Raw genomic sequence first — 13,202 nt, 5'->3', positions numbered from 1 at the left:
CGTTTCTTAATATTCAGTCAGAGTCAAAGAATGAGCTTCCGTGATGGTGGGAGGTTCGCATCTTTGCGCGAGTTGATGGATCACCTTTTCCGGCACCGATTTCGTTCGTTGCTGGTTCTGTTGAACTATCGTTTTCAGCGGCGGTTCTAGATAGACAATTTCGATGCGGGCACCGTAGTCGGAAAATAGATTAATCCAGCGTTGGCGTGTCTGTCGTGAGAGGTTGGTGGCGTTATAAGCGAACGATGTCTTCGCACGCAAGAATTGCCGGCAGCGTTCCTGAGCCACTTGCGCGACTTCTCCCTGATTCTCTGTAGGATGAATTTCCAGTTCAGCGCGGACCTCATCCAGGGAAACTACCGGAAGATCAGGGCGGTGCTTCGCCAGCCAGGTATCTTTCCCACTACCGGGCAATCCCGACAGTATGGTGACCGTGCAGGTATAGTCTTCATGGGGAACGTAATGCAGGTTGGGTTCGGCACAGCGGTAGAACAAGAACCGGGCTTGATCGTTGGAGAAAGGGTAGGGCTGGTCGAAACAATTGAGTTCTTCTGCGATCATTTTCCAGAAGCGAAGGTGTTCTTCAGGCCGACTCATCGAATCGGTCGTGCGTCCACGGGTATCAGCGAGCGCGAACAAGTACAGCAGACGATGATTTACCAGCCACGAAAGCGAAACGACTTCGTGTTCCGGCTTCGACTTTTCCAGCAGAAACGCAGGACGGCCATGAAACCGTACCAGTCGGCAGATGGTTTCGCGGGTTTCCAGGTTACAGTCCAATTCACGGAGGATGCTTCGTGTCAGGTGTTCTCCTTTCACGGCATGTTTGGGGGAGCGTATGCGACCAGTTTTGGGATCGGTCTGTGACGTCAGCGGTTTTGCGGCATCGTGTAGCAGTGCCGTAAAGATTAGAACTATTTGTTCCTGAGGTGCCAAATTAGACCACTCGTTTAATTCCGTCAACTGGCGACAGACCATTTGCGTATGAGTCCAGACATCCCCTTCCGCATGCCAGTCTGCATCCTGCGCGCACTGGGCCATCGCCTGGCACCAGGGTTGATTGCCGGCCCAGTTCAGGATTTCTTCTAGGCTCGATTGTGAAAGGGTGTCCCAGTTCATGACCAGATATCTGCCTGTTTAGAGAGCAGGTTCGGCACCATCGCCTGATGCTGCCAGTGGCTGCTCTGTTTGATTTTCTCTACAAATTCCGGACGGACATACTTGGCTCTGCCGGTTACCGATTCTTCTGTTTCCGTTCTCAAATACACGCCTTCCATCAGGTTGTCTGTTGTATTCGTCATCGGGTTTTCAAATGTACTTTCAAAAGCGGATTCGCCAATCAGCGGTTCCAGTTCTTTCCTTGTAATTGTGCCGGTGTGGATTACAGGAACCGTTTCAATGCCGGTGCCCGAGAGTAATTCAAGCCGACGTGGAAGACTCAGGAAAATCTGCCGGACTTTATCATAGATGTCAAATTCAAAGAAATAATGTGGCAGGCTTCGATAATGAATCGAATGCCGGGCATAGACCCATTCGCCGAACAGGATAAACTGGTCTTCCAGCATCTGTTCCAGAATAGAGCGTTTAACGACAGCCCATTGTTTGAATAGATCGTACTGCGGATGCATGCCTTCATTAATCAGATGGCCGCGGCATTGCAGGACCAGTTCTCCGCTGCTGGAAAAATGAAGGCCTACATTGGTACCATCGATTTTTTCTTCGACGATTAACGACGGATCTGCAATGAACCGTTCCGATTCCTGCGCACCGAGTCGTTTATCATCAGCGGTCCCCGTAGAGCCGAACAGATGAGGTGTCCGTGGATATTTTACAAATTGATCGTGGGAACTGCCCATCAGTCCGGACTCTCTTTAATAAAAGTAAAGGGGCTTTAACAAAAGTGAAGGGGATGTTTCTGGTTCAGCAGCGTCAGGAGACACAGAACATCTGCGTCAATTCTGACAGATCCCTACCGACATGAGAACTCAATGTCTGAAAAAAGCACACAGATTCAGAACGTTGTGCGTGTGCTGTTTATTCTCTGAAAAAAGTGATCGCGGTTGACGCCGTCAAAAGCAACCCCGTTTGAGGCAACACTTTTTGAATCGCTTGCCGAAACCACAGGGGCACAAATCATTACGGCCCAGCTTTTCTTCCAGTAGCTTATCGCCATGCACGATCCGCGTACCCCGCTTGACCTGGGTTTCCGACGGAAAACCTTTGCGGCGTTTGCTCATCGTTTCAAAAAAACGGTATTTCGTCGAATTCGTTGAATTGCATCGCACACCTCACGTTGACAGAGAATAGAGTGGTTTGCGAAAAGAGACACGAAATAGGCAGACAGGTTCGTTGTCTAGAATAAAACGATTCAAATAAAAGTCAGAGTCGGATGTTTGTTTTGACTACATCCGAACCCTGTGTTGCGACTGCGTGTCGTAGTTCCAAATTCAAACCCTCTTTCAATCCCAAACCCTCTTTTAATGCCGAAAGGACAAGCTTGAGATGTTGTACAGATCGACTCTGAAACGAAGACACTGGTTCAAATCGCTTATTCCACTTTTATTAAAAACATCAGATCATCATGGCTCGCAAAAAAGGAACGTCTACAAAGCAGGCAGCAGACCCTGAACTGCTCAATCATATTCAGCACCTTGGCCTGGAGACGGTTGAGGAGTATCGCCTATGGTGCGTACAGAACGGCTTTCATAATCAAAGCCGTAAGACACGATCTCAACGAAAAGGGGAACTGTTACATTACCGGGAAACGGTTGCCGTCAGTCATCTCTGGCAGAGAAAACAGGAAAAGCGAAGCATTGTGGATAAGCTTTCCGCAGCCTGTTCCGAGAATGCCTATAAAAAATCATATTCAGATCCTTTGCTAAAATTAGTCAGCGAACGATATCGGTATCAAAGTAGTGTCATCAACGGGTCAGAAATGATTCGAAACTCATTTCTACAGCTGGTATCTCATCTATACTGTTGCAAAGCAAAGTTCTTTGATAATGCTCCTGTGAATGCAGACTGGGAAAATTATCAGGGGAGACGCTATCTTGATGCGCTGGTATTAATCGCTAAAGAAGCACGATACTGGATACGCCCGATTGAAAAATGGCGTCCTACGGGTAGTAACGCGCGGAGACAGTTCGCTTCTTTATTGAGACATTTGTTTGTCAAATATCAGATGCCGTTGTTTTTTGATTCAGTCTGGCTGATGAATTATGCGCCGATTTGTAAAATTTGGAGAAGATGGTATCTGGATATAGGGCTGGGACACAATATTCGTCATTGCTCACTGCCACTTGCTTATACGAAAAAAATGGCACACCATTTCATGCGGGCGCCACAGGATCTTACATTTCTACAGGCCCTTCGTTGGGGACAGGTTCTGGGAATGGGAGGAAATGCCCGTCTTGCCCGAGCCTTGCTGCGGACCAGCATTGCCGAAGACTTCACGAAAGAAAAATTCTGGTCGGCTATCATTCACTGGTTGGCCCAGCGTTCGCAGTTGGCTTATGTTCACGTCAGACCCATTGTTGAGTATCTGCTCTTTCAGCGTTATGGATGCGTACTCATGGATGACGAAAATGGTCTCTTCCAAGAGGGGTTGTTAGAAGAAGCGACTCCTCCTGTACCGGACTATTCCATCAAGGGGCGGACTCTTCAGTCTCTTTTGAGAGATATTGCTCAGTGGCACCGCGAGTTGGAAAGTAAAAACCGGATTCCCGATTGTGAATGGGAAGCGAGTGAAATTCCTGAGTATGAGCATCAGGATGAGGACCAGGAAAATCAAAAAGGAAAACGTTGGATCATCCGGGAATTATTGAACAGCCACGAACTGGAGAGGGAAGGACGCCAGATGAATCATTGTGTGGCGACCTATGTCTCTTCCTGTGTCAGTGGTGAATGCTCGATCTGGTCTATGGAAATTGAACTCAAAGGCGGCTTCAAAAAGGCAATTACAATTGAAGTCAGTAAGGAGTCCAACCAGATTTGTGAGGTACGCGGCAAAGCGAACCGCCTCCCGAATAAACTAGAACGTAGCGTTCTATGTCGCTGGGCGGAGTCAAGTGGCTTGAAAGTATCCAGCTACGTATGAATTCCGCACAAGAGCAATCGGCCAACATTGAACTTCGATCGCTCGCTGACCCCGATATGTCTCACTCTTCTGGCCATTCAATTCACCCTGGCGGGGCTGCTACTGGCGTTTGTTTATCGAAAACCTGATCCGAAACAAACTAATTCCGACTCCTGATGGTACTAATGCATCGGATATATCACGCATTTTAACTAATCGGATCTGTAATTAGACATTTTTGTATCTGTGTATAGTTAGCAGCGAAGAGGACATGAAGGGAATCCCTCCATTTGGACGAAGTTACGGGTGGCCTGCATTGTTAATAACTTCTCTTGTCTTCTAACTCAAAATAGAAACAGACGTGTTTTCATGCTTGCCCGATTTCTGCGCTCTCAGTCTCTACTGCGCCTCTTGATCTGTTGTATTATTTGCTTTTTTCTCACATCGCAATCCTCAGCCCAAGACCCGGAATGGTTCGAAGAAGAGGATTACCTCTACCGTGCCTATTTCGACTTCACGGGAATGGCAGGTGGAGTGAATGAAACAGGGCAGGGGCTGTTGTTTGTTCCTCTGTCTCAGGATGAAGAGAGTCTGTTCTTCGCCGATCTGCGGGGAAACATCTTTGACAACTCGTCAGCGGAAGGCAACTTTGGACTCGCCTACCGTCGTATGATTGATGATCAATGGATTGCGGGTGCGTATGGCTTTTATGATGTCCGCCGGAGTCAGTATGACAACATCTTTCGCCAGGGCAGTTTTGGAGTTGAGTTGATGAGCGTCGAATGGGATTTCCGGGTCAATGGCTACATCCCCAACATGAAACAGCAACGTGTTGATTCGTTGAATACCGCCTATCTCAGCGGGAATAACATTGTGATGCGGGCTGGTGAAGAGCGGGCTTACTGGGGGACCGACTTTGAAGTAGGACGACTGTTGAAAACGTTTGAAAACCTGAATGTGGACGCGGAATTGCGTGGGTATGTTGGCGGCTATTATTTTGACAACTCTGCACCAGGATTCAAAGAAATCACAGGTCCCCGTGCTCGTGTGGAATTTCGAATGTTCGATCTTCCCTTTCTGGGGAATGGTTCCCGCGTTGTACTGGCAGGTCAGTACCAGCATGATGATGTCCGTGGCTCTCAAGGGACGGGGTTATTAACGGTACGTATTCCACTGCCCGGAAATGGAAGCAGCCAGAAACTGAGTCGTTTCCAGAGGCGAATGGTCAACCCGATTGTGCGTGATCTCGATATCGTGCTGAATCAGGAACAGGGGCCGGAAGAACATGCCAAGTTGCAATTGACTGGTCAGATGCTGAATGACATTACGATTATTGACGCCAATACGGCGAGTGCAGAAGCGGTCTTCAACGCAGCCGGCGCTGACAGTGTCGTGCTTTTTGACGGCAGCGCGGGAACGATTAGTACTGCTTCCGGCTTTGTCTTCAATAACGGTCAACTGGCACTCGGCGGTGGCAAGAGCGTGAACGTAGTGGGCTGTAATTCAGGAGCCGTAGCCAGCTTTAATTATGGATCACAGCCTACCGTCAAAGGAAACGATTTCACGAACAATGTCTTCACAATGGCAGACAATTCCAGCATCGTTGGAATGGAAATCATCGGGGGACAGAACGGTATCTATGGTAACAACCTGAGCGGAATTACGATTGCCTGCAATACCGTTAGTAGTGCGTTTGAGGATGGCGTGCATCTGGACGGAGCTACGAGCGGTAGTATCACTGGTAACACCTTCACCGGCAATGGATTACCAACAGGTAACGATGGCTTGGAAATTGAAAACTTAACGGGGGGAAGTATCACGGGAAATATCTCTCGTGGTAACGAATATGGATACTATTTCGTGACGGTCAACGGCGGCACGATCAGCAACAACCTCGCAGAGCAGAATACCTATGACGGATTTGATTTCGATACATTTAACGGGGGAACATTTACACAAAATAGGTCTCAATACAACGGTGAAGATGGATACTATTTTGACGATTTCATCACCGGTGGCGTGTTCTCCAATAATATCGCTCAGCACAACGGAAATTTCGGATTCAATTTAGATGGGATGTCCGGAGGTACGCTCAGCGGCAACCAGGCATTGGATAACGCTTACGCCGGCTTTGCTTTCTTCGATGAGTTCACAGGGGGAACTCTCTCTGGGAATGTCGCTCTCAGAAATGACGACGGATTTTATTTTGATGACGACGTCACCGGCGGGACCTTCTCTGGAAATACAGCAAATCTGAACCGATACAACGGTTTCTACTTTGCTGACGATGTATCAAATATGACCTTTACTCAGAACATCGCGAATCAAAACGGGGGGAATGGAATCAAGTTTGGAGACACAGTCAATAGTGGGGCTGTCATCAGCTTCAACATGGCCAGTGGAAACGATGACGACGGCTTCGACTTTGAAGACATAGATGGCGGTACGATTGTTAATAACACCGCGTCAGGAAACATGGAAGACGGTTTTGACTTCGACAATGTCTTCAATAGTGGTACTCTCAGTAATAATCTCTCCATCGGAAATATCGAAAACGGGTATGATTTTAGTGCACCAATCATAGGTGGTTCGATTAGCGATAACAGTGCTCAGCAGAACGCGGGCGATGGCTTCATGGTGAATCTCTTTGGTGGCGGCAATACGGCCACGTTCTCGAACAACTCAGCGACAGACAACACAGCTAAAGGTTACGACGTACTGTCTGGAACACCACAAAACGGCGTGGGAACGAACACTGGTTCTAATAATGGGAGCGACGATGATTTCTGATCATCTGGAAGCAGTTTAAAGGGTGACTGCTTTGTTCAATGGCCAGGTTCAACGCCTTTCTCGAACCTGGCCATTTTTTCTTTTAACAGTCGATTCTCTTCCTGCAAGGAATGAATGACTGGCAGTATTTCATTTTGGGGAAGACGCCGATGAATATGCTGGGGGCAGTTCATATCCCAGGCTTCGATCGAAAATAGAATCGCACGTTCGGCTCGCGCCGGATATTCTGGATCATGCAGCTGGTTGATTAAATCAGGGTTGGCTTCTTCCACCCGCGCTGTTCCCCAAATTTTGATGCGACGGCTGTTGACATAATCCATCAGGAACAGAAACGCCTTGGGGTTTTCTGCTAAGTTTCCGAGTGTGATATATTGCTGATTACCACCAAAGTCGGCAAATCCCAGTGTGTTTTTATCGACGACTTTCAGAAATCCAGGACTGCCGCCCCGGTATTGAATATAGGGTTGACCGGCTTGATTGGCGGTCCCCAGGTAAAACATATCCATTCCCGCCAGGAAGGCTTCCAGTTCCGTTGTGACTTCTGTCTGCCAGCCATAGCCTTGTTCGACTTTCGCATACACCGAACGTGACCCCTTGCTGGATTGAATCGCTTTGACCGACGGCGTAAAAGCGATATCGCTCGCATACTGATTCATCTCAAGGCTCCCTGACTTGCGTGATCTGGAAATGAAAAAGCCGAGCCTTGCAGAATCGTCTACAAGACCCGGACGCATAAACGGCACTTCGATTAGTCTGTCTGTCGGCAGAGGAAGCTCCGCATTAGTTGAGCAATGGTCTGCCCCTCTTCTTCAATCGCAAAATGACCGGTATCCAGCAAGTGGAATTCCAGGTTATTGAGGTCTCGCTTGTAGGGATACGCACCCGCAGCCGGGAAGATTTGGTCGTTCTTTCCCCAGACAATCAGCGTCGGCGGTTGATGCGTCCGCAGATATTCCTGCCATTGGGGATAAAGGGCTGGATTACTGCCGTAACTCAAAAACAGTGCCAGCTGGATTTCCTGATTGCCGGGACGATCCAACAGAGGTTGCACGTGCCCCCAAGTATCGGGACTGATGACACTCGGATTACGGACGCCGTGCGTGTACTGCCACTTGGTGGCGCCCAGCGTCAGCAGCGATCGCAGTTTGTTGCCCTGTTCTGGAACAGGATTCTTCCAGTAGGCTTTGATCGGCTCCCAGAACGGATTGTCCAGACCTTCAGCATACGCATTCCCATTCTGAATGATGAGAGTATCGACGCGTTCCGGGTGCTTGACCGCCAGTCGAAAACCAACTGGAGCACCATAGTCCATCAGATACAGAGAGTATTTTTCTAGATTTAATTGTTCGGTGAATTGCTCCATTACATTTGCCAGATTCGCAAAGGAATAATCAAACTCATCGACGGGCGGGGCACTGCTGTTTCCAAAACCGGGATAGTCAGGGGCAATCACATGGTATTTGTCTGCCAGCTCTGGAATCAGATTGCGAAACATGTGCGACGAGGTCGGAAAGCCGTGCAACAGGAGCACGGTTGGTGCATCCTGGGGACCTGCTTCTCGATAGAAAATGTCCAGACCGTTCACTTTGACGGTCCGATGTTGTACCTGCTGAGGATTTGTTGGTTCTGCCAAAGCCGAGTTGGTCAATGCGGCTGTGATCATGATCAAACTTCCGAGAAAAAATGGCTGCTTTCGATCATTCATAAGAATTCTCCCTTCCAAATTAGAAATATGTGTGTCGATTCATTTTGTGAAACCTCTCATTCGTCACGTGACGAATGAGAGGCGGTTTGCCGTTGATCAAGAACAGGTGGATCCTTCTGCCTGAAAGCATGCAGCGGCGTGTGAGTCAAGCGATTCGACTTCAGGAAAGTCGATTTCGGTTTGCGCCATGTGGTTGAAGTAGTTGGTGAAGATGTTTAGCGCGACATTCGCCACGACCTCGGCAATCTCTGGGGCATCGTGACCTGCGTTGCGCACGTCCTGTAGATCCTGGTCAGACACAAAACCTCGTTTCTCCAGAATCTTGCGGGAGAATTTCAGCAGGGCATCGGTGGAAGGATCTGCATCAGAGCCCATCCGACTTTGCTGTATCTGTTCCGGCTCCAGACCAACCATTTTGCCAAGCGTGGCATGAGCGGCCAGACAGTAGCCGCACTGATTGAACTCGCCGACCGTTAACGAAATTTGTTCTCGGTGCTGTTTTGAAAGGACGCCTTCGGCTAAGGTGCCGCTGAATTTGAGATAGGCATCCAAAACGGCCGGGGAATGCGCCATTGTCCGCATCAGGTTGGGGGCCATTCCCAGTTGGGCTTTCACTCCCTCCAGTAATGCTTTTGATTTTCCTTCTGCTACTTCAGGGTTGATGGCAGTTAAACGAGTCATGGTAGTTCTCCTTCAAAAAAAATGTGAAACAGTGATTTGTTATATACAGACAGGTCTGTATATAACTGGTTAAATAAAAATGAAACGCTATTTCCGTTTTGCTTTGGCAATCAGCATGTAAGCTGCTTCTTCGGCAATCTGTGCTGCTTCCGAATTTCCTTCACTGACTGAAGTGACGATGGCACCTTCGACCAGGACGGAAATCGCAGGGGCGACCGCAGCAGCTTTCGCCCCTTCTGCTTCAATAATGATGTCTGTTAATTGATCTCGAAATCGTCTTTTGTGCTCCGTACAAAATTGTGTTGCCGCATGCTGTGGGTCAGCGAGTTCTGCCGTGGCATTGATAAAGGAGCAGCCTCGGTAATCCGGGTTTTCAAACCAGTCTTTAAGGGCTGCAAAAAATGCTTTGAGCGAATCCAGTCCTCGGGACTGGTGCTCCATCATTCGTTGCTTCAGAAACAGATCAAACTGTTCCTCGCGGAATTTCAGGACTTCCAGAATCAATTGGTCCTTGGACGGGAAGTGGTTGTACAACGTCATTTTGGCGACCCCCGCTTCGGCGATCACACGGTCAATCCCCACAGACCGAATCCCCTCCGCATAAAACAGACGTTCTGCTGTTTCCAGGATTCGTTTACGGGCACTGGATGGTCGTTGTGTTTTGCTCATACTTGAAATATACAGACCTGTCTGTTTTTGTCAAGCATGTTTTTCCATTTTCCTCAACGAAATCGGATTTTGAGACCGAGCTCTGGTCTATCTGGGGCTCTCTTGCAGTGTTTGATCTGAAAGGCACCACACGATTTTACGTTCCTCGATCCAGCAGAGATCTTACAGAAGTACTGAGAAAGTTCGCTCTGCCCCAGTGTATCACCACCAAACATCGCCGGATGTTTTGGCGCAAGAGGAAGGAGTTCGATTTGACGATTACGGAAATCATCAATCGTATGCCTATGAAATCCAGATACTTCAGTTCAATAAAAAAGTGGATTCATTGATTTAACTGATGATATTCTAATTTACCTGTTCCGCCTCTTCCATAAGTTCATCGAGTGAATTGGCGATTTTCTCGACGTCTCCCCCTTCGTTGATATAAAAAACCCAGACCGAGTATTTGTCAGCGGGATCAACGCAGAGCAGGTTTTCCTCGTTGCCGCCAATAGTCAACCAGCCGGCGATGCGTGCAAAGGGGATTTCATTTTCTTCAGTGCCCGATTCCTCTGCGACTTCCTCAATAATTTTCACCAGTAGTCTAGCTTGATCGATCCAGATGGTTTCATCTTCGTTGATCTCAATCGTTTGCAGTAGTTCCTTACGGCCCGCTAAGGCCCATTGCCAGTCTTCGATTTCCAGATAGGCGTCTTCGTCGATTCCATCGAGCCATTTGAGGTATTTTTCTGGCAGATTCAGTTTGGGGGTGGTCATTTCGAGACCCTTATACAGCTAATGAAAAGTGAGAACGGTTAACCTGATCGCATGAGACCAGTGACTTAAAATACACAAAGCTTGTGATCTCTGATTCAGAGAGAACGCTGCAAGGTCTGCACCTCATGATTCCTGCGAGAGCTGGGCGTATCGTAGCAATACGGAATTCCAGACTTCAAGCCAAAACGGAGACAATTCGCATGATTAAGCAGATGCCTGAAGTGCCGGTTTTATAATCTCAGCCTTTCAGCACAAACATCGCGAAAAAGAAGAGCAGGATCAGGGCGATCAGGCTGACAAAGCCCAGGGCACACCCCCAATCGGTGGGACGAGACTGTGCCCCCTTTGCGGCGCCCCCTTGGCGGCTTCATAAAGTACCAGATCCTCAAGTTTGTCTGGATCAAGTGGGGGGCCACACTCACAGGACGGAGCTTGCGCCTCTAAGAGTCAAGAAAGAATGTCGGTTAGAGAATCCGTTGTCAGCCGGAGACATTTTTCTCGGTTCTACTTTTCCTGGGCGGTTGCTTGGCTTCCTCTCCGTTTTCCCCGTTGTAGTAGTTCGTCAAAATCGATTTCATCTCCTGGCTCCCTTTCGAGACATCTATGATTTCGTCCCACATGGTTTCGGTGAGCAGTTCCTTCAGCGGCTGTTCCAGATGGGGAATGCGATGAAACACTTTGAGCAGTTTCTTGTCCCAGATTTTATAGTATTTGATCAAGTCGTTGGGATAAACGATTTTCCGTCGGGTCCCTTCATCGATGCCTCGGAATGGGGTGGGGATATTCAGATATCCGTAATCGTCGGTCAGCTGTTCGCCCGGGTGAATGTCGCGGATGGCGATTTCAAAATCGTAGGCGGTGGTCAGGCAATTCGAATTGAAACTGTGGTTGACGTAGCGGCCGTTGTCCCAGCATAAAACCAGATTGCCCTGGTTGTTTCGGAAAGAGTAGGTGTCCAGAATATTCTGGTAGATCTCTTCCATCGACTGAAATTCGAGGGGGCTGAACTCACGGTCCAGTTTATCCAGAACCCAGGTGATGGAGCCGGCGGGAATGAATTCGGTGGCAATAACGCCGTAACCGATTTCGTTACTGATAAATTTCAGCTCAGTTTTGGGGTGTATCATTGTTTGTTTCCTGACCCGATGACGGGCGAATACACGGAAGGAATGTGCCGGTGACAGCTCCCACTTGAGGACCAACCACCAGACGGAATTTCATTTCACAGAGCACCTCTTTGTTACATGTACAAGTTCAGGAAGATATATACCGTGGGGATCTGGCATTGCACAGCCTCGCATACCGAAATTCTATGAATCCAGAAAGGAATTCCGGTCAGGGGAGAAGGAGCCAGCTTCAGTTCGAGGAACTGTCAGGCGCAGAGATGGTCAGGCGCAGAGATGGCCAGAAAGAGCAGGGGAGTGACTTCATTTCAACAGGCGCACTATTTAGACCGATGGCACGGCTATCGGATTGGGGCCGTACTCATTTTCGCCCGGTTCCCCTTCCAGCACCATCAGCACGAGTATGATCAAAGAACCAACCAGCGGAATCAATCCCACAAACAGCCAGAGTGCACTTCTGCCGGTGTCATGCAGACGGCGGACCGTCACGGACAGCTTGGGCATCAAAAGAATAAACATGTAAGCAAGCAATAGCCAAAATCCCAGGAAGGAGATCTCGCCCGGGCCACCGATCATTGAGCCGATCATGGTTCCCACTACGATAGCCAGGATGGCAAACAGTGTGTCGAGCAGAGTAAACATCCAGTATTCCATGGGACGGGCACGGCCATCAAGGACGGCATACTTTTTCAGAACGGTCAGATACCAGTGCATGCGTTTCTCTTTTGAAAGTCGTATCATCAGAGGCGCAGAGTCATCACGGATGTGAATCCTGATGCGCGCATTCACAGAGAGTCATCTGTGCCTCATCGAATCGTTGTTACGAATTATGGGTCTGTTGCGAGTTTTGGATTCGGCCCGTATGAGTTCGATTCCGGGTCACTATCCAGGATCGTGAAGACAAACAGGATGAGCGCACCGAAAAATGGAATCAGTGAGATCAGCACCCACCAGCCGCTACGGTTGGTATCATGCAGACGACGCACGGTAACCGCCAGACTGGGTAAAAAGATAAACAGCGTATACAAAGCAGGCAGGCTCACGGCAATCAGGCCATTCTTGCCCCCGATGAGTCCGCCAAGAAGACCGACGACAAAGGAGATGATGATATTAAACAGGAAGAACATCCAGTATTCTTTTCTGCGTGCCCGTCCGCTGAAATCCACATATTTGTTGATGACTGCCAGGTACCAGTTCATGTCGTAACCTTTCGTTCTCGCTAGGAGGATGAATAGAAGCATGAGCGAACATCTTCTCATGGCGGCATGGAAGCTGTCAGAAAATAGCTTGTTAACCGGCTGAAAGGTAGCTTACGAAAGTGTACGTGAATGGAACTGTTCAAATATTCAAAAGAAATGAGCGGATTGAGAGCGTAGATATAGGGATTGTGTCGTCTGCAGCG

The 13,202-nt window shown here is 48.7% G+C and carries 13 protein-coding genes; 2 read left to right on the top strand and 11 right to left on the bottom strand.

Features of this window, described 5'->3' with window-relative positions; translation table 11 throughout:
- Positions 1 to 6: 6 nt before the first annotated feature.
- From AAC022_RS00290 to AAC022_RS00280, 3 genes are all read right to left on the bottom strand, one after another.
- Positions 7 to 1,119, bottom strand: coding sequence for an AAA family ATPase (locus tag AAC022_RS00290; protein WP_339726863.1), 1,113 nt, complete (start codon positions 1,117 to 1,119; stop codon positions 7 to 9).
- The gene (locus AAC022_RS00285) at positions 1,116 to 1,856 is read right to left on the bottom strand and encodes an RNA ligase family protein (protein ID WP_339726862.1); all 741 of its coding nucleotides are present in this window, start codon (positions 1,854 to 1,856) and stop codon (positions 1,116 to 1,118) included. The genes AAC022_RS00290 and AAC022_RS00285 overlap by 4 nt, the downstream gene beginning before the upstream one ends.
- A 213-nt stretch (positions 1,857 to 2,069) precedes the next feature.
- Positions 2,070 to 2,237: an SEC-C metal-binding domain-containing protein gene (locus AAC022_RS00280; RefSeq protein WP_339726861.1), complete on the bottom strand. Its 168-nt coding sequence runs from the start codon at positions 2,235 to 2,237 to the stop codon at positions 2,070 to 2,072.
- Positions 2,238 to 2,581: 344 nt separating this feature from the next.
- On the opposite strand from AAC022_RS00280, the gene AAC022_RS00275 reads away from it, so the two are divergent.
- Positions 2,582 to 4,096 (top strand): PcfJ domain-containing protein, encoded by a 1,515-nt coding sequence (locus tag AAC022_RS00275; protein ID WP_339726860.1) that lies wholly within the window; start codon positions 2,582 to 2,584, stop codon positions 4,094 to 4,096.
- 348 nt (positions 4,097 to 4,444) lie between these two features.
- Complete coding sequence (locus AAC022_RS00270) at positions 4,445 to 6,865, top strand: right-handed parallel beta-helix repeat-containing protein (protein WP_339726859.1); 2,421 nt, start codon at positions 4,445 to 4,447, stop codon at positions 6,863 to 6,865.
- A gap of 35 nt (positions 6,866 to 6,900) precedes the next feature.
- Here the strand turns inward: AAC022_RS00270 and AAC022_RS00265 are convergent, their stop codons facing one another.
- From AAC022_RS00265 to AAC022_RS00230, 8 genes are all read right to left on the bottom strand, one after another.
- On the bottom strand, positions 6,901 to 7,521 hold the full coding sequence (locus tag AAC022_RS00265) for a pyridoxamine 5'-phosphate oxidase family protein (RefSeq protein WP_339726857.1): 621 nt from the start codon (positions 7,519 to 7,521) through the stop codon (positions 6,901 to 6,903).
- A 92-nt stretch (positions 7,522 to 7,613) separates the two neighbouring features.
- Entirely contained in the window at positions 7,614 to 8,570 is a 957-nt protein-coding gene (locus AAC022_RS00260; RefSeq protein ID WP_339726856.1) for an alpha/beta hydrolase, read from the bottom strand.
- Between the two features lie 96 nt (positions 8,571 to 8,666).
- Positions 8,667 to 9,251 (bottom strand): carboxymuconolactone decarboxylase family protein, encoded by a 585-nt coding sequence (locus tag AAC022_RS00255; protein WP_339726854.1) that lies wholly within the window; start codon positions 9,249 to 9,251, stop codon positions 8,667 to 8,669.
- A gap of 87 nt (positions 9,252 to 9,338) precedes the next feature.
- Positions 9,339 to 9,920 carry a TetR/AcrR family transcriptional regulator gene (locus AAC022_RS00250; RefSeq protein ID WP_339726852.1) on the bottom strand — a complete coding sequence of 194 codons (582 nt, stop codon included), beginning with the start codon at positions 9,918 to 9,920 and terminating at the stop codon, positions 9,339 to 9,341.
- 345 nt (positions 9,921 to 10,265) lie between these two features.
- Complete coding sequence (locus AAC022_RS00245) at positions 10,266 to 10,676, bottom strand: SMI1/KNR4 family protein (protein ID WP_339726851.1); 411 nt, start codon at positions 10,674 to 10,676, stop codon at positions 10,266 to 10,268.
- A gap of 479 nt (positions 10,677 to 11,155) precedes the next feature.
- Positions 11,156 to 11,803: an SET domain-containing protein gene (locus tag AAC022_RS00240; protein WP_339726849.1), complete on the bottom strand. Its 648-nt coding sequence runs from the start codon at positions 11,801 to 11,803 to the stop codon at positions 11,156 to 11,158.
- A gap of 321 nt (positions 11,804 to 12,124) precedes the next feature.
- On the bottom strand, positions 12,125 to 12,514 hold the full coding sequence (locus tag AAC022_RS00235) for a DUF805 domain-containing protein (RefSeq protein ID WP_339726848.1): 390 nt from the start codon (positions 12,512 to 12,514) through the stop codon (positions 12,125 to 12,127).
- A gap of 113 nt (positions 12,515 to 12,627) precedes the next feature.
- Positions 12,628 to 12,999 carry a DUF805 domain-containing protein gene (locus tag AAC022_RS00230; protein WP_339726845.1) on the bottom strand — a complete coding sequence of 124 codons (372 nt, stop codon included), beginning with the start codon at positions 12,997 to 12,999 and terminating at the stop codon, positions 12,628 to 12,630.
- Positions 13,000 to 13,202: the final 203 nt, after the last annotated feature.

Source organism: uncultured Gimesia sp., from assembly GCF_963976445.1.
GTDB lineage: Bacteria > Planctomycetota > Planctomycetia > Planctomycetales > Planctomycetaceae > Gimesia.
The sequence above is the reverse complement of the archived record's forward strand: the minus strand, read 5'-3'. Positions and strand labels throughout refer to the sequence as shown.